Below are 16,530 nucleotides of genomic sequence, written 5' to 3' on the forward strand. Positions count from 1 at the left end.
CGTTTCCGCCTTTGAGTTCGACAAGGATCAGCAGATTGCCGTAGTTACCGCCGGTGCCCGTCCGTGTCCCGGACAAGTTAGGTGCAGCGCCCAACACGGGCATCGGCGCCAGCCACGCCGCACCAAGCCCCCCTGCAAAAGTCAGAAAATTGCGTCGACGCATCTCACACCTCTCTCGGCCCACTTCTCGTCCCGCCACTCGTCACGGCTCTCCTCACGCCACTCGGCCCACTTCGCAACCCTGCGGAGCGGTCGTTGAGTGACGCGCCTGCCCTACCACGCGCTATCACGTCATCACTTCAACTGATACGCGGGGTCCATCAACAACCCCTGCAAGTAGGCCGTGCTGTTCACGCCGGCGGGTTGCAGCGCCGCAGGCTTGAGGGGCAGCACGGCCCGCTGCAACGCCTCGCGCGACGCCGCGTCTGGAACATCGACCGGCTCCAGCGCGTAAGGTTGCAGCCAGCGCGACAGATCGAAGCGCACCCCCGCTACCGTTCTCGGCATCGATGGCACCGCTCCCAACGCCATGCGCTGTACACCCGTTCGCGCAGAGATCGACACGGTCGGCGACACCATCGACGCCCCTCCCGCATTCGCGTTCTCCGTCGCGCGGAACATGCGCTCGACAAACTGTTTGCGCGCAAGCAACGTGGTGCTGTCAATCCACGCGTCGCCGCCCGGCCATCCCTTCACATTGGGAGGACGGAACAGGTCCTGCCCGAGAACACGCATCTGTCGCGCCAGCAGCAGCGGATCGTCGTAGCCGATGTCGAACTCGCGCACCGTATCGGTCACGAATTCAGCCGGCGATTTGACCAACGTCCCGCGGGTTCGGGCGTCCCAGAAGGCGGGGGTCAGCAACAACGCACGCAATGTCACGCGAATGTCGTAGCCGCTCGCGCGAAAGCGGTTCGCGATACGCGCCACCTGCACCGGATCCGGAGTCGGTGACACGAATTCGCGCCACAACTTGCCAGTGATGAACGTCGCCGTCTCCGGACGCGCCAGCAGGATGTCGAGCATCTGGTCGCCATCGAAGTCGCCGGTCTGGTTCAGCACCGTCTTCGTGCCCGCATCGTGAAGGTTGGGGCGCCAGACATACGTCATCGTCGCCCGATCGATGCCCCAGCCGGTGTAGGCGCGCGCCGCCTCGCGCACATCCTGCTCCGTGTAATGTCCTTCGCCGAGCGTAAACAACTCCATGACTTCACGCGCGAAGTTCTCGTTCGGCCGCCCCTTCCGACTGCCCGCGCCATCGAGATAAACCAGCATGGCCGGATCCTTCGACACGGCATGCAGCAGCGTCCCGAAGTTGCCGAGCGCGTTCGCGCGCAGCAAGACGTTCTGCCGATAAAGCATGACGGGCTCACGCACCTTGTCGTCGCTCGACACGAAGTGGTTGTGCCAGAACATCGTCATGCGCTCCGTGAGCGGTGACGGCGTCGTGGCCATCTCCTGTGCCCACCATGCCGCCAGCGACGCCGCCATACGGTTGCGTCGCTGGTTCAGCTCGCGACGCTGCTCGGCCGTCATGGACTTGACCGGCGCGCCATACAGCGGCGGATCTTCAACCCAGGCGGGCGGCGGCGTCACGGCCATGCGGCGCGCTCGCGACAACAGAAGATCGACGGCTTGCGCACGCGTGCGTCCAACGAACGGGGCGAGTTCGCGCGCGTCAGGCGAGTAGCCGGTGCGCGTGAGCAAGTAGCGCGCGTCGCCGGCGGTGAGCGGGCGCGTCGCGCGATCGGCAAATGCATCGGCAGCACCGGCGGCCCCGGTTGCGCGTGGCGCCGTCGCACTCGCCGCATGCGCCGCGCCGGCAGGCCGCGTCGACAACGCGTGACCGACGAGCGGCCACGCCAGCCACAGGATGGCAAGCACACCAGACGTCAGCCGCCCAGGCATCCACGACATTGACGACGGCAGGCGACGCAGCACGGCGATCATCGCCGTGACACCGTTCGTCGCCTCAATGCCCTTTCGGCAGGCGCAAAAAAAGCCGGCGTCGACGCAGGCTGGCAAGTTTGGGGTGGGCTTCATGGGACGCTCGCGTCATCGTGACATCATTGGCGTTTTTGGGAAGCGTTTGGCGACGCTGCGGTGCCCTCTTGATCCATGAACCATCAGCCATGAGCGCGCGCGTCTTTATCGTTAGTGAGTGTACAACTCGCGCACGGCGTCCTGAATATGTTGCCGTAGCAGGCGCCGGTCTTCCGGCGACATATGACCATTGGGACGGCGGCCCGGCGGCGCGGGGGGAAATTCGTCGTTGCGGCGCGCAGCACCGGAATCGTTCTGCGACGGCTCACGCTTCGTCGGATTGCGGGGCGACGGCGCAGGCCCCGCGTGGTGCAAGCGCGGGGCGCTCACCCGATGCAGCTGCGCACTGAAATGCGCGACAGGACGGGCATACGTCACGCCCAGGTGTCCCCAGAGCATGATTCCCCCGATCAGTAGCGTCCACTCAGCAGCCCATCTCATCTTGTGCGTATGTCCTTCATGCCGTGCGGCAGGTTTTCCCCCTGGCAGGGGTGCAAGTGTACCCACAGCCTATGGTCAGCGCGCAAGCTGTAGGGTAAATTGTGTAACCCTTTGTAACCCGCTTTGGCGGCCCCATCAGTTCGTAACATTTCGGGCTAAGATACGTGGCATGGAAAACAAAAACTCTCCCAAAATTCTGGTTGTCGACGACGATCCGCGACTGCGCGACCTGCTTCGTCGTTACCTCGGGGAACAGGGTTTCAATGTCTTCGTGGCGGAAAATGCAACGGCCATGAACAAGCTTTGGGTGCGCGAGCGTTTCGATCTGCTCGTGCTCGATCTGATGCTCCCCGGTGAAGACGGTCTGTCGATTTGTCGCCGCCTGCGCGGCGCCAACGACCGCACGCCGATCATCATGTTAACGGCCAAAGGCGAGGATGTCGACCGTATCGTCGGCCTCGAGATGGGCGCAGACGATTACCTGCCCAAGCCCTTCAATCCGCGCGAACTCGTCGCGCGCATTCACGCCGTGCTGCGCCGTCAGGCACCGCCCGAACTCCCCGGCGCGCCCAGTGAAACCATGGAAACGTTCGAGTTCGGCGACTTCTCCCTGAACCTCGCCACGCGCACGCTCACGAAGAACGGCCAGGAGATCGCGCTCACGACGGGCGAGTTCTCGGTGCTCAAGGTATTCGCGCGTCATCCGCGCCAGCCGCTGTCGCGCGAAAAGCTGATGGAGTTGGCACGCGGGCGCGAATACGAAGTGTTCGATCGCAGCCTCGACGTGCAGATCTCGCGTCTGCGCAAGCTGATCGAACCGGATCCGGGCAGCCCACGTTTTATCCAGACCGTGTGGGGCCTCGGCTACGTGTTCATTCCGGACGGCGGCGCGTGATCCTCCGCCATTGCGTCTCAAGCAGCAAAACAACGCCGGTCGCGACACGCTCGCCCACCGGCGTTGCGTCGCGTCTCACGCCGCATCCAACGGCGTACCGCGTCTCTCGTCCGGACACTCGCCATCCAGCACGTCGGGTCTGCCGACTCGCGCAAGTCACGCTTTAGACGGAGCAACCCCATGCATCCGATCCGGATGGTACGCGGGCTGTTCGGCGGTCTGTTCTGGCGTACCTTCTTCCTCATTGCCCTGCTCATCGGCGTCAGCCTGGCCGCCTGGTACCAGAGCTTTCGCGTGATCGAGCGTGAGCCGCGCGCGCAACGTGTCGCGCAGCAGCTCGTATCGATCGTCAAGCTGACGCGCACCGCGCTGCTCTACTCGGAGCCCGATCTGCGTCGCGCCCTACTGCAGGATCTCGAGAGCAACGAAGGGATTCGCGTGTACCCACGCGAGCCGGTTGACAAGATCGAGAAACAGCCGGGCGGCGTGGTCCAGGACCTGATCGTGCGCGACGTGCAGCGCCGGCTGGGGACAGACACCGTCATCGCTGCCTCGGTCAACGAGATTCCAGCCATGTGGATCAGCTTCAAGATCGATGAAGACGACTATTGGGTCGCCATCGAACAGGACCGGATCGACACGGCCACCGGCCTTCAACTCTTCAGTTGGGGAACGTTCGCGCTGGCCCTCTCGCTCATCGGCGCCGCGTTTATCACCGCGCTCGTCAACCGACCCTTCGCCCGGCTTGCCCACGCAGCCCGCGCCATCGGCGAAGGACAACGCCCCGACCCGCTCCCCGAGCGCGGTATGGGCGAGGCCGCCGAGGCCAACCGCAGCTTCAATCAGATGGTGGAGGAACTCGAACGCCTCGACGCCGACCGGGCGCTGATGCTCGCGGGCATCTCGCACGATCTGCGCACGCCGCTGGCACGGCTGCGACTGGAAACGGAGATGAGTCCGTCCGACGAATCGGTCAAGCGCGACATGATCAGCGACATCGAACAGATGGACGACATCATCGGCCGATTCCTGGATTACGCCCGGCCGGCATCGCGAACGATGCAGTCGCTCGATCTGTCGGACATCGTCCGCGATACGGCACTCGCCTTCGAGGGCCGCGAAGACCTGAACCTGAGCACCGAACTCGCCGACGCCGCCCCGGTACTTGCCGAACGCACCGACCTCAAGCGTCTGCTCACGAACCTGATCGAGAACGCGCGTAAATATGGCCGCGACGCCGACACCAATGTCGCCAACGTCCACATCACGACGCGCATTCTCGGCGAACGCGTCGAGATGCGCGTGCGCGACACCGGCCCGGGCATTCCCGAGGACCAACTCACTCTGGTCTTCCGCCCCTTCTATCGGGTGGACACCGCCCGCACGAAGGCAGACGGCACCGGCCTCGGCATGGCGATCGTTCAGCGCATCGCCACACGCTACAAAGGTCACGCCTCGCTGCACAATGTACGGCCGGGTCCCGGCCTTGAAATCACCGTGTCATTTCCGCTTGCTAAATAACGGTTTGCGGAATTTTGTCTATGCTCAAGGCTTGCCTGCCCAATGTTGAGCACGATCCTATCGACGGGATTTGTTTTAACTATCCCCAAAATAAAAATAAACTATTGCTGTCGATTATTCGATAGCGTATGATGCATAGGTTGATCGGGATCAGCAGATTTCGGTCAGTTGCTGGTTGCGATGTCCCAGCGACATCTCGACTTAAACCGCACTAATTTAGGAGTCAATCGATGAAGACTGTCGGCGACAAACTCGAAGCATTCTCGGTAGAAGCTGCCAAGCCTGGCTTCAACAACCACGAAGAAAACGGCGTCTCGGCTTTCGAAACGATCACCGAAGCCTCGTTCCCCGGCAAGTGGAAGATCATTTACTTCTACCCGAAGGACTTCACCTTCGTGTGCCCGACCGAAATCGTTGAGTTCGGCAAGCTGGCCAACGACTTCGCAGAGCGTGACGCTGTCCTGCTCGGCGGTTCGGGCGACAACGAATTCGTGAAGCTGGCATGGCGTCGTGAGCACAAGGACCTGAACAAGCTGAATCACTACTCGTTCGGCGACACGACCGGTGCCCTGATCGACCAACTCGGCGTGCGCGACAAGGCCGCCGGCGTGGCCCTGCGTGCCACGTTCATCGTTGACCCGGACAACGTCATCCAGCACGTTTCGGTGAACAACCTGAACGTCGGTCGCAACCCGGAAGAAGTGCTGCGTATTCTGGACGGTCTGCAAACGGACGAACTCTGCCCGTGCAACCGCGCTGTTGGCGGTGCAACGCTGTAAGCGTCGTCTTGTGAAGCCCGCGAAAGCGGGCTTTTTCAGCCCAAAGCAATAGGAGAAATTTATGGAATTCATCACCGCGATTAAGGCGCAAATCCCTGACTATGCCAAGGACATCCGCCTGAACCTCGACGGCACCATCGCCCGCTCCTCGCTGGAAGGCAACGATGCCGTTGGTGTGGCCCTCGCCGCCGCCTTTGCAGCCAAGAGCCAGCCGATCATCAAGGCGATTCGCGAATCGGGCGTACTCGCTCCCGAAGAGCTTGAAGGCGCGTTGACCGCTGCCGCGCTCATGGGCATGAACAACACGTGGTATCCGTATCTCGAGATGGCCGACAACGCCGAACTGAAGAACGAGAAGGCCCAGCTTCGCATGAACGGCTACGCCACGCGCGGGGGCGTCGATCAACGTCGTTTCGAGATGTATGCACTGGCGGCATCCATCATCGGCAAGTGCCACTTCTGTGTGAAGTCGCACGCCCACCTGCTCGCCGCCGAACACGGGATGAGTACCGCGCAACTGCGTGACGTCGGCCGTATCGCCGCCGTCGTCAATGCCGCCGCCCAAGTCATCGCCGCCGAGGCTGCCTGAGTCCGCAAGCGCTGAAGCTCCCATGCGCCGAGGCCGGCGCAAACCGCCAAAGCGACAACGGCGCTACCGGGTTCAACCGGTAGCGCCGTTGTGCGTGATGGATTGTGCTGCCCGCGCGTCACCGCGTTGCGTGCAGCGCCGCTATCGCCTCAGCTGGCCACGAGCAGGGCTGCCGCCTGCGCTTCAATCCCTTCCTGACGGCCGAGATAGCCCAGCTTTTCGTTCGTCTTCGCCTTCACGTTCACCTGACCGACGGTGACGCCCAGCGCGTCGGCAATCGACTGCGTCATCGCGCCGATATGGGGCGCGAGCTTCGGCGCCTGCGCAATCACCGTGCAGTCGACGTTGACGACCTCGTAGCCCTGCTCACGCACGCGCCGCATGGCTTCCTGGAGCAAAACCACGCTGTTCGCGCCCTTGAACGTGGGATCGGTGTCGGGAAAGTGGCGTCCGATGTCGCCCAGCGCCGCCGCGCCGAGCACGGCATCGGTGATGGCGTGCAGGAGCACGTCGGCGTCGGAATGGCCGAGCAGGCCGCGATCGAACGGGATGGTCACGCCCCCCATCACGAGCGGGCGCCCCGGCACGAGGGCATGCACGTCGTAGCCCTGGCCGATACGCAGCTTCGACAACATCGCGAGCGGGGATTGAGAAACAGCTTGTTCAGTCATGGAGAGTCGCCAAATGCGAAAGAATGCGGGGTGTCGTTTCGGAGCTGCGGCGCATGCCGAGCCCTCACACGGACTTGGCAGCGCCGAGGAAGGCCTCGGCGAGCGCGAAATCTTCGGGATAGGTCACCTTGAAGTTGCGCAGGCTGCCGCGAACGAGCTTCGGCGCGTGGCCGATCCGTTCGATGGCGCTGGCTTCGTCGGTCACTTCGGCCCCCGAGGCGAGCGCGTCTTCCAGCGCGTGACGCAGCATGCCGAGGCGAAACATCTGCGGGGTCTGCGCCTGCCAAAGGCCGTCGCGCGACTCGGTCGCCAGCACGGCCGCCAACCCACCCTTCGCCGTCGGCGCCTGCTCGCGCTTGAGCGTATCGGCCACGGGCAAGGCCAGGATGCCGCCGACCGGATCGTCGCGCAGCGCCTCGACCAGCGCGCGAATCAGCGCCGGCGTAATGCCGGGACGCGCCGCATCGTGCACCAGCACCCAGTCGCTGTCCTGCGCCCCGAACTCGGTGAGCGCCTGCAGCCCGCCAAGCACCGACGCATGCCGCGACGGCCCGCCGCAGCGTCGCACCGCAAAACGCAGCGGGCCGAAGCGCCTGCCGTCGAAATGATTGTCGTCGGGCGCCAGCACCAGCACGGTCTGAGCGAACTCGGAGCAGGCGTCAAACGCGGCGAGCGCATAGTGCAGCATGGCGCGTCCGCCCACGCTTCGGTATTGCTTGGGCACGTCGGCCCCGGCGCGTACGCCCGCCCCGGCACACGGGATGACGGCAAAAAGTCGGTCGCTCACAATAAAACGCAGGTAAGAGGAAAGCAGGGATTTTATAATAGACGCTGACTGTCACGGGGCCCCATGCGAAAGGAGCCCCGTGCTTTGCCATTTCTGCAACGTTCCTCTATGTCCGCCGCCAACGCTCTATCCCGTAATACCGCGCCTGTGCCGCTCGTGAAAGCGGGACAGCGTTACGCCTTTGCAGGCTTGCACGCGTCGAGCGACGCCCTGCTCATCGCCCGCTATTTCAACGACAACCGCGAGCGCCTGCCGTTGCTCGCCGTCGTGTGCGCCCAGGCCACCGATGCCCTGCGCCTGCAGCAGGAACTCACGTGGTACGCGCCCGACGCCCGAGTACGGCTGCTGCCCGACTGGGAAACGCTGCCGTACGACACGTTCTCGCCACATCAGGATCTCGTCTCCGAACGGCTCGCCACCCTGCACGACCTCGGGGAGAAGCGCTGCGACATCGTTCTGGTGCCCGCCACCACTGCGCTCTACCGCATGGCCCCCGCGAGCTTCATGGCGGCCTACACGTTCTTCTTCACGCAGGGCGAGCGGCTCGACGAAGCACGCCTGAAGTCGCAACTGACGCTGGCAGGCTACGAGCATGTGAGCCAAGTGATGCGGCCCGGTGAGTATTGTGTGCGCGGCGGACTGATCGACCTGTACCCGATGGGCTCCGCCCTGCCGTATCGTCTCGATCTGTTCGATGACACCGTCGACAGCATTCGCGCATTCGACCCCGACACGCAGCGCAGCCTGTATCCGGTCAAGGAAGTCCGCCTGCTGCCCGGGCGCGAATTCCCGTTCGACGACGCTGCCCGCACCGCCTTTCGCGGGCGCTGGCGCGAAGTGTTCGAAGGCGACCCGACCCGCAGCCCGATCTACAAGGACATCGGCAGCGGCGTGCCGTCGGCCGGCATCGAGTATTACCTGCCGCTGTTCTTCGACGAAACGGCCACCCTGTTCCACTATCTGCCCGCCGACGCCCAACTGGTGTTCGTGGGCGATCTCGACGCGGCCATCCACCGTTTCTGGAACGACACGCGTCAACGCTACAACTTCCTGTCGCACGATCGCGAGCGGCCGGTGCTGCCGCCCGAGCAACTGTTCCTGCTCGATCAGGACTTCTTCACGCTCGCCAAGCCGTTCGCCCGCCTGACGCTGCCTACGCCGAGCGACGGCAGTTGGGCCATCCCGTTGCCGACACTGGCCATCAACCGTCGTGCCGACGACCCGCTGGCCGCCCTGCGCGCCTACCTCGCCCGCACACCAGCCCGCGTGCTGCTGTGCGCCGACTCGGCCGGCCGGCGCGAGACGCTGCTGCAACTGCTGCATGACCATGACCTGCGCCCATCGTCCGTCGAGTCGTTCGAAGACTTCCTGACATCAGACGCTCGCTTTGCCATCGGCATCGCCCCGCTGGCCGCAGGCTTCCTGCTGCCGACGGAAGATCTCGCCTTCATCACGGAGAACGAGCTTTACGAAGGCCTCGCACGCCGCGCCGGCAAGCGCCGCCAGGAGCAGGCAACGTCGGTCGACTCGATGGTGCGAGATCTGGCCGAACTCAAGGTGGGCGACCCGGTCGTTCACAGCCAGCACGGCATCGGTCGCTATCAGGGCCTGGTCAGCATGGATCTCGGCGAAGGCGAGACCGAATTCCTGCATCTCGAATACTCGGGCGACAGCAAGCTGTACGTGCCCGTTTCGCAGTTGCATCTGATCTCGCGCTACAGCGGCGCCGATCCCGATACCGCACCGCTGCACTCGCTGGGCTCGGGCCAATGGGAAAAGGCGAAGCGCAAGGCGGCGCAGCAGATTCGCGATACCGCGGCCGAACTGCTCAACCTGTACGCCCGTCGTGCCGCGCGTTCCGGTTACGCGTTCGAACTGTCGCCGCGCGACTACGAGAAGTTCGCCGATAGCTTCGGCTTCGAGGAAACGCCGGATCAGGCGGCCGCCATTGCGGCCGTGATGAGCGACATGACGAGCGGCCGTCCGATGGACCGCCTCGTGTGCGGCGACGTCGGCTTCGGCAAGACCGAAGTGGCCTTGCGCGCCGCCTTCATTGCCGTGCTCGACGGCAAGCAGGTCGCCTTGCTGGCCCCGACCACGCTGCTCGCCGAACAGCACGCGCAAACCTTCTCCGATCGTTTTGCCGACTGGCCGGTACGCATCGCCGAACTCTCGCGCTTCAAGACGACCAAGGAAGTGAACGCGAGCGTGAAGGCCATCAACGAGGGACAAGTCGATATCGTGATCGGCACGCACAAGCTGCTGTCGAACGACATCCAGTTCCAACGTCTGGGCCTCGTCATCATCGACGAAGAACATCGTTTCGGCGTGCGGCAGAAGGAAGCCCTCAAGGCGCTGCGTGCCGAGGTGGACGTGCTCACCCTGACCGCCACCCCGATTCCCCGTACGCTCGGCATGTCGCTCGAAGGCCTGCGCGACTTCTCGGTCATCGCGACCGCACCGCAGAAGCGTCTGGCGATCAAGACCTTCGTGCGCCGCGAAGAGGATGGCGTCATCCGCGAAGCCATGCTGCGCGAACTCAAGCGCGGCGGACAGGTGTACTTCCTGCACAACGAAGTCGAAACCATCGAGAACCGCAAGGCACAGTTGGAAGCCCTGGTGCCCGAGGCCCGTATCGTCGTGGCGCACGGACAAATGCACGAACGCGATCTCGAACGCGTGATGCGCGACTTCGTCTCGCAGCGCGCCAACGTGCTGCTGTGTACCACCATCATCGAGACCGGCATCGACGTGCCGACCGCCAACACGATTCTGATGCATCGCGCGGACAAGTTCGGTCTGGCGCAATTGCACCAGTTGCGCGGGCGCGTCGGGCGCTCGCACCACCAGGCCTATGCCTATCTGCTCGTCCACGATCCGAAGGCGCTGACCAAGCAGGCACAGCGGCGTCTCGAAGCGATTCAGCAGATGGAAGAACTCGGCGCGGGCTTCTATCTCGCGATGCACGACCTAGAGATTCGCGGCGCGGGTGAAGTGCTGGGCGACAAGCAATCGGGCGAAATTCACGACATCGGGTTCCAGCTCTACACCGACATGCTGGCCGACGCCGTGAGCGCACTGAAAGCCGGACGCGAACCGGATCTCACCGCGCCGCTCTCGGCGACCACCGAGATCAATCTGCATGTCCCGGCCATCTTGCCGAGCGACTTCTGCGGCGACGTACAGGAGCGCCTCTCGCTGTACAAGCGCCTGGCCAACGGCACCCACGCCGACGCCATCGACACGATCCAGGAAGAACTCGTCGATCGCTTCGGCAAGCTGCCGCAGCAGGCGCAGGCGCTGATCGAGACGCACCGCCTGCGACTGCTCGCCAAGCCACTGGGTATCGTCAAGATCGACGCGAGCGAAGACGCCATCGCCCTGCAATTCGAGCCGACACCGCCCGTCGATCCGATGCGCATCATCGCGCTGGTGCAGACGCATCGCCATATCAAGCTCGCGGGACAGGACAAGCTGCGCATCGAAGCAAAGCACGTGCAACTGACCGATCGCGTCCGCGCGATCAAGGAGACACTGCGCGCGCTCGGCACGCCGAACGCCAAAGCGGCCTGACGCTCGCATGCCCCGGGGCAACCCAAGCCCGGCGCGTCTTTTCCCACAAGGCGGGAATGGTTGTTCACTCAACCTTTTACGTCTAAATTGTTTTTGAGTAATATTTCCCCAGTACCGGTACGTAGCGACGTATGACTGGAGATTCCCGGAGATTCGAATGACAAGCGCTTCCCCCCAAGCCATCGCCCCGCAGGTTGCCAACGAGGCCCAGCCGGCATCGCTCGACTGGATCACGAAGCTGGTCAGCATCGACACCACCAGCCGCGAATCGAACCTCGGCCTGATCGAGACGGTGCGCGACAGCCTCAAGCACGCTGGCGTCGAGCCGTGGTTGTCTTACGACGCCACCCAGCGCAAGGCCAATCTGTTCGTGACGCTGCCGGCCGCGGATGGCAACACCCAGGGCGGTATCGTGCTCTCGGGCCACACCGACGTGGTGCCGGTCGACGGTCAGCCATGGGACACCGATCCGTTCAAGCCAGTGGTGCGCGACGGCAACCTGTACGGCCGCGGCACGTGCGACATGAAGGGCTTCATCGGCTCGGTCATGACGCTGCTGCCGGAAATGCGCGACGCCAAACTCAAGACGCCGTTCCATTTCGCGTTCTCCTACGACGAGGAAATCGGTTGCGTGGGCGCGCCGGTCATGCTCGCCGCATTGCGTGAGCGCGGTATTCGCCCGGACGGCTGTATCGTCGGCGAGCCGACGAGCATGCGCGTGATCGTCGCTCACAAGGGCATCAACGCCTACCAGTGCTGTGTGCGCGGTCATGCGGCGCACTCGTCGCTCACGCCGAAGGGCTCGAACGCGATCGAATACGCCGCGCGCCTGATCTGCTACATCCGCGATCTGGCCGATCACTTCAAGCAGAACGGTCCGTTCGACGAGTTGTTCGACGTGCCGTTCACCACGGCGCAGACGGGCACGATCTCGGGCGGTATCGCCCTCAACACGATTCCGGCGCTGTGCGAGTTCGTCTTCGAATACCGCAACCTGCCGGGCGTGGATGCCGACGGGATCTTCCAGCGCATTCAGCAATACGCCACGGACGAGTTGATCCCGAAGATGCAGAAAGAGCACCCGAACGCGGGTATCGAGTTCAAGCGGATTGCCGCGGCCCCGGCACTGGACGCTTCGGAGCAGGACGCGATCACGCAACTCGTGCGCGCGCTGACCAAGGACACCGACAAGCGCAAGGTCGCTTATGGCACCGAAGCCGGTCAGTTCCAACGCGCAGGCGTGCCGTCGATTGTGTGCGGCCCTGGCAATATCGAACAAGCCCACAAGCCCAACGAGTTCGTGTCGCTCGAACAGATCGCGCAGTGCGAATCGTTCCTGCGCAAGTTGATCCACAGCAACACCGTCGGCGTCTGAACCCACGCCCGACTCGCGCAGGCCGGCGCGTCGACGAACGTTTGACGGGGCCGTATTCCGACTGCCGGATGCGGCCCGTTGCCTTGCAACATGCCTTACGCAGTAGCAGACGCCTATCGCAAGGGCGCACAGGACATTCCTCCGCAAGATAACAATCACGTACGCCAGACAGGTATTGGAGATCTCGCCCATGAGCGCAAGCGCATCCCCCAACGCGACGGCCCCGGCCGCCCGCACTTCCCCGCACGCGTGGCGTGTGATCGTATCGGCCTCGATCGGTAATGCGCTCGAGTGGTTCGATCTCGTGGTGTACGGCTTTTTCGCCGTGACCATCGCCAAACTGTTCTTCCCGACCGGCAACGACACGGTATCGCTGCTGCTCACCCTCGGTACGTTCGGCGTGTCGTTCTTCATGCGGCCGCTGGGCGCCATTGTGATCGGCGCCTATGCCGACCGCGCCGGTCGCAAGGCGGCCCTCACCCTGTCGATTCTGATGATGATGGTCGGCACGCTGCTCATCGCGCTCATGCCCACGTACGCCACCATCGGCGTGCTGGCACCGGTCGGCATCGTCATCGCCCGCATGGTGCAGGGCTTCTCGGCGGGCGGCGAATTCGGCAGCGCCACTGCGTTTCTCGCCGAGCACGCACCGAAACGCCGCGGCTTCTTCTCTAGCTGGCAGGTCGCCTCGCAAGGGCTGACCACGCTGCTCGCCGCGGGGTTCGGCGCGCTGCTGACCGGTAATCTGTCGCCGGAGGCCATGATGTCGTGGGGCTGGCGCGTGCCGTTCTTCTTCGGCCTGCTGATCGGCCCGGTCGCGTATTACATTCGCCGCCGTCTGGACGAGACGCCCGAGTTCCTCGACATCGAGCCCACGCAAAGCCCGCTGCGCGACACGTTCGCGAGTCAGAAGGAACGGCTGCTGCTCGCCATTGGCGTGGTTGTGATGGCCACCGTGGCGACGTACCTGGTGCTCTACATGCCCACGTATGCCGTGAAGCAACTGGGCCTGCCGTCGTCGGCCGCGTTCTCGGCGGTACTGCTCACCGGCGTGGTGCAACTGATCGTGGCGCCCATCGTCGGCCACTGGTCGGATACGCATGGCCGGATCAAACCGATGCTCACGGCCGCCGTGGCATTGCTGGTACTGGTCTACCCGATGTTCAGCCTGCTCGATGCGCACCCGACGTTCGGCGCGCTGATGGTGTTCCAGATCGTGCTCGGCCTGCTGATGACAACGTACTTCGGCGCCCTGCCCGCCCTGCTCACGGAATTGTTTCCGGTGCAGGTGCGCACCACCGGCCTCTCGCTCGGGTATAACATCGCAGCAACGGTGTTCGGCGGTTTCGCCCCGTTCATCATCACGTGGCTCATCGGCGCTACCGGCAACAAGCTCGCGCCGAGCTTTTATCTGATTTTCGCTGCCCTTATCAGCATTACCGCGCTGCTGCGCACCCGTAAGCTCGGCCTGCGCTGATTTCAGCGACGGCCCAGCGCCCCCCGGGCGCCGAGGCGCACATGCGTTCACCGGTGTGCGCCCGTCCCCGGGGATTCCACGACTACGGAGACCCTGTCCAAGTGACGCAACTGACCCCTGCCCCGCACGCCGAAACCATCGACACGCAACCCGTTCCGACCCGGGACGCCATTGCCGAACTCCACGAAAAGCTGCGCCCCTATGTGCGAACCACGCCAGTGTTCACGCGCAACGACTTTCCGACGCTGGGCGACACGCGGGTGACGTTCAAGTACGAGCTGCTGCAGGCGTCGGGGACGTTCAAGGCGCGCGGCGCGTTCTCGAACCTGCTCTCGCTCGACGAAGCGCAGCGCGAAGCGGGCGTGACGTGCGTATCCGCCGGCAATCATGCCGTGGCGGTCGCCTATGCCGCGCGCGCGATGGGTGTCGGGGCCAAGACGGTCATGCTCAAGACCGCCAGCCCGGCACGCTCGTCCCTGTGCCGCGAATACGGCGCGGATCTGATGTTGGCGGAGAACGTGCATGAAGCGTTCGAGGTGGTCAAGCGCGTGGAGCAGGAGGAAGGCCGTTACTTCGTGCATCCTTTCAACGGTTACCGCACCGTGCTGGGCACGGCCACGCTCGGTTACGAGTGGGCGCAGCAAGCCCCCGACCTCGACGCCGTGATCGTGCCCATCGGTGGCGGCGGGCTGATTGCCGGGGTGGCGACAGCGTTCAAGCTGTTCGCCCCGCACGTGCAGGTGTATGGCGTGGAGCCGGCGGGTGCCGATGCGATGGCTCAGAGCTTCGCCGCAGGCGGTCCGGTCAAGATGGGGCCGATGAGCGGCATTGCCGACAGCCTGATGGCGCCGCACACCGAGCTGTACAGCTACACGCTGTGCCGACGCCATATCGACGAACTGGTCACCGTCACCGACGACGAGATGCGCGCGGGCATGCTCACGCTGTTCCGCCAACTGAAGCTCGCCGTGGAGCCGGCATGTGCCGCTGCCACCGCCGCATTGATGGGGCCCCTGCGCGAAAAGCTCATGGGCAAACGCGTGGGCGTCCTGCTGTGCGGCACCAATACCGACACGGCAACGTTCAACCGGCACATCGAAGCCGCCCTCGCGGCGGAAGCGAACGGCTGAGCGGCGTCGCGCTGCCTTCGCACGGCATCACGCCGCAGCCGCACCCCGACGCGACCCGACGGTCGCGTCGTCGCTTGGCCTGCGGCTGCTTCCGGCATTTTCCAGCAACGTCACCAGGATTTCGCATGTCCGCCACCTCCCCCACGCCGCCTGTCTTGCTGCTCGACGCCACGCAAATCGCCGCGCTCATGCCCGTGGCCGACGCGATTCCCGTCATGTCCGATATGTTCGGCGCGCTGGCCCGCGAGCAGATTCACCTGCCGTTGCGTCAGATCATTCGCCCACCGGAAGCGCTCGGGGCCAAGGGCATGCTCGGTATGATGCCTGCGTTCCTGGGTGGCACGGCGTCCGGCATACCAGTCTACGGCGCGAAGGTCGGCACCTTCTTTCCCGGCAATAGCGCCCAAGGCAAAGATCCACATCAAGGGTGCGTGCTGTTGATGAGCGGGCTGACGGGGGAACTCCTCGCGGTCATGAACGCGGCGGAGATCACGGGCATTCGCACTGCCGCCGTGACGGGGCTCGCGACACGTCGGCTCGCCCGCCACAACGCCAGCCGTCTCGCGCTGATCGGCGCCGGTCATCAGGCCCACTGGCATCTCGCGGCACTCGCCGCGGCGCGCGAGCTGCAGCACGTGCGCGTGGCGAGCCGCTCGCTCGCCACCGCACAGGCGTTTGTCGACAAGGAGCAGCCGAACTATGATTTTCGCCTCGAAGCCGCGCAGAGCGTCGAAGCAGCCGTGCGAGACGCCGACATCGTGGTCACGGTGACCAACGCCACGGAACCGGTGCTGCAAGCGGACTGGATCGCGCCGGGCACGCACGTCAATCTGGTGGGCAGCAGCACGCCGCGTCACCGCGAGGCCGACACGGCGCTCATGGCGCGCGCGCAACTGTTCGTCGACCGGCGCGAGTCGACGATCAACGAATCCGGCGACTATCTCGCCGCCGCTGCCGCGGGCAGCATCGGACCGGCCGATCTGCTCGCGGAACTCGGCGAGCTGGTCATTGGCCATCATCCCGGGCGCACCGATGCCGAAGCCGTCACAGTCTTCAAGTCGCTTGGCATGGGCGCGCAGGACGTTGCCCTTGCCGCCGCCCTCTATCAACGCGCGCAAGCCGCAGGCATTGGCACCAGCGCCGCGATCTGAAGGTCCGACGCGCCGCTGACAACGTCAGCCCACGAGGGCGACGGGGCCGCCAAACACAATGTCCGGATCGGTCCGGTTCCGGTCTGGAGGCGGCCTGT

General features: G+C 64.4%; 13 protein-coding genes and 1 pseudogene. 9 read left to right on the forward strand and 5 right to left on the reverse strand.

Translation table 11 applies throughout. The features are described 5' to 3' along the window. The 3 genes and pseudogenes from BGP02_RS02970 to BGP02_RS02980 all read right to left on the reverse strand — a co-directional run. Positions 1–163: pseudogene (locus tag BGP02_RS02970) on the reverse strand (DUF1501 domain-containing protein); the annotation flags it as partial. A 131-nt stretch (positions 164–294) separates the two neighbouring features. Beyond that, positions 295–2,043: a DUF1800 domain-containing protein gene (locus BGP02_RS02975; RefSeq protein ID WP_286797678.1), complete on the reverse strand. Its 1,749-nt coding sequence runs from the start codon at positions 2,041–2,043 to the stop codon at positions 295–297. A 111-nt stretch (positions 2,044–2,154) separates the two neighbouring features. Beyond that, positions 2,155–2,484 carry a hypothetical protein gene (locus tag BGP02_RS02980; protein ID WP_039830366.1) on the reverse strand — a complete coding sequence of 110 codons (330 nt, stop codon included), beginning with the start codon at positions 2,482–2,484 and terminating at the stop codon, positions 2,155–2,157. A 169-nt stretch (positions 2,485–2,653) separates the two neighbouring features. Between BGP02_RS02980 and ompR the strand changes: the two genes are divergently transcribed. From ompR to BGP02_RS03000, 4 genes are all read left to right on the forward strand, one after another. Beyond that, positions 2,654–3,379, forward strand: a complete 726-nt coding sequence (gene ompR / locus BGP02_RS02985; protein WP_017234082.1) for an osmolarity response regulator transcription factor OmpR — start codon at positions 2,654–2,656, stop codon at positions 3,377–3,379. A 180-nt stretch (positions 3,380–3,559) separates the two neighbouring features. Then, positions 3,560–4,900 (forward strand): ATP-binding protein, encoded by a 1,341-nt coding sequence (locus tag BGP02_RS02990; protein WP_261938462.1) that lies wholly within the window; start codon positions 3,560–3,562, stop codon positions 4,898–4,900. Positions 4,901–5,130: 230 nt separating this feature from the next. Continuing rightward, the gene (locus BGP02_RS02995; protein WP_017234080.1) at positions 5,131–5,679 is read left to right on the forward strand and encodes a peroxiredoxin; all 549 of its coding nucleotides are present in this window, start codon (positions 5,131–5,133) and stop codon (positions 5,677–5,679) included. Between the two features lie 61 nt (positions 5,680–5,740). Beyond that, complete coding sequence (locus BGP02_RS03000) at positions 5,741–6,268, forward strand: carboxymuconolactone decarboxylase family protein (RefSeq protein WP_017234079.1); 528 nt, start codon at positions 5,741–5,743, stop codon at positions 6,266–6,268. A gap of 149 nt (positions 6,269–6,417) precedes the next feature. On the opposite strand, the gene ispF is transcribed toward BGP02_RS03000, so the two are convergent. Both ispF and ispD read right to left on the reverse strand, forming a co-directional pair. Continuing rightward, on the reverse strand, positions 6,418–6,903 hold the full coding sequence (gene ispF, locus BGP02_RS03005; RefSeq protein WP_286798163.1) for a 2-C-methyl-D-erythritol 2,4-cyclodiphosphate synthase: 486 nt from the start codon (positions 6,901–6,903) through the stop codon (positions 6,418–6,420). A 100-nt stretch (positions 6,904–7,003) separates the two neighbouring features. Then, complete coding sequence (ispD, locus tag BGP02_RS03010; protein ID WP_261938461.1) at positions 7,004–7,726, reverse strand: 2-C-methyl-D-erythritol 4-phosphate cytidylyltransferase; 723 nt, start codon at positions 7,724–7,726, stop codon at positions 7,004–7,006. A gap of 108 nt (positions 7,727–7,834) precedes the next feature. On the opposite strand from ispD, the gene mfd reads away from it, so the two are divergent. From mfd to BGP02_RS03035, 5 genes are all read left to right on the forward strand, one after another. Further along, complete coding sequence (gene mfd / locus BGP02_RS03015) at positions 7,835–11,299, forward strand: transcription-repair coupling factor (protein WP_286797683.1); 3,465 nt, start codon at positions 7,835–7,837, stop codon at positions 11,297–11,299. A 157-nt stretch (positions 11,300–11,456) separates the two neighbouring features. After that, positions 11,457–12,674 carry an acetylornithine deacetylase gene (argE, locus tag BGP02_RS03020; protein ID WP_017234075.1) on the forward strand — a complete coding sequence of 406 codons (1,218 nt, stop codon included), beginning with the start codon at positions 11,457–11,459 and terminating at the stop codon, positions 12,672–12,674. 190 nt (positions 12,675–12,864) lie between these two features. After that, the gene (locus tag BGP02_RS03025; protein WP_268566372.1) at positions 12,865–14,151 is read left to right on the forward strand and encodes an MFS transporter; all 1,287 of its coding nucleotides are present in this window, start codon (positions 12,865–12,867) and stop codon (positions 14,149–14,151) included. A 101-nt stretch (positions 14,152–14,252) separates the two neighbouring features. Further along, on the forward strand, positions 14,253–15,281 hold the full coding sequence (locus BGP02_RS03030) for a threonine/serine dehydratase family protein (RefSeq protein WP_017234073.1): 1,029 nt from the start codon (positions 14,253–14,255) through the stop codon (positions 15,279–15,281). A 125-nt stretch (positions 15,282–15,406) separates the two neighbouring features. Next, positions 15,407–16,432, forward strand: coding sequence for an ornithine cyclodeaminase family protein (locus BGP02_RS03035; protein WP_261938458.1), 1,026 nt, complete (start codon positions 15,407–15,409; stop codon positions 16,430–16,432). Positions 16,433–16,530 lie beyond the last annotated feature (98 nt).

Origin of the sequence: Pandoraea sp. 64-18 (assembly GCF_001899225.1) — a bacterium.
Lineage (GTDB): Bacteria > Pseudomonadota > Gammaproteobacteria > Burkholderiales > Burkholderiaceae > Pandoraea > Pandoraea cepalis.

Coding starts and splice junctions, on each gene's coding strand:
- BGP02_RS03035 (WP_261938458.1), top strand. CDS start 15,407: ATGTCCGCCACCTCCCCCACGCCGCCTGTCTTGCTGCTCGACGCCACG.
- ispF (WP_286798163.1), bottom strand. CDS start 6,903: ATGTTGTCGAAGCTGCGTATCGGCCAGGGCTACGACGTGCATGCCCTC.
- BGP02_RS02990 (WP_261938462.1), top strand. CDS start 3,560: ATGCATCCGATCCGGATGGTACGCGGGCTGTTCGGCGGTCTGTTCTGG.
- BGP02_RS02975 (WP_286797678.1), bottom strand. CDS start 2,043: ATGAAGCCCACCCCAAACTTGCCAGCCTGCGTCGACGCCGGCTTTTTT.
- BGP02_RS02980 (WP_039830366.1), bottom strand. CDS start 2,484: ATGAGATGGGCTGCTGAGTGGACGCTACTGATCGGGGGAATCATGCTC.
- argE (WP_017234075.1), top strand. CDS start 11,457: ATGACAAGCGCTTCCCCCCAAGCCATCGCCCCGCAGGTTGCCAACGAG.
- BGP02_RS03025 (WP_268566372.1), top strand. CDS start 12,865: ATGAGCGCAAGCGCATCCCCCAACGCGACGGCCCCGGCCGCCCGCACT.
- ompR (WP_017234082.1), top strand. CDS start 2,654: ATGGAAAACAAAAACTCTCCCAAAATTCTGGTTGTCGACGACGATCCG.
- BGP02_RS02995 (WP_017234080.1), top strand. CDS start 5,131: ATGAAGACTGTCGGCGACAAACTCGAAGCATTCTCGGTAGAAGCTGCC.
- mfd (WP_286797683.1), top strand. CDS start 7,835: ATGTCCGCCGCCAACGCTCTATCCCGTAATACCGCGCCTGTGCCGCTC.
- BGP02_RS03000 (WP_017234079.1), top strand. CDS start 5,741: ATGGAATTCATCACCGCGATTAAGGCGCAAATCCCTGACTATGCCAAG.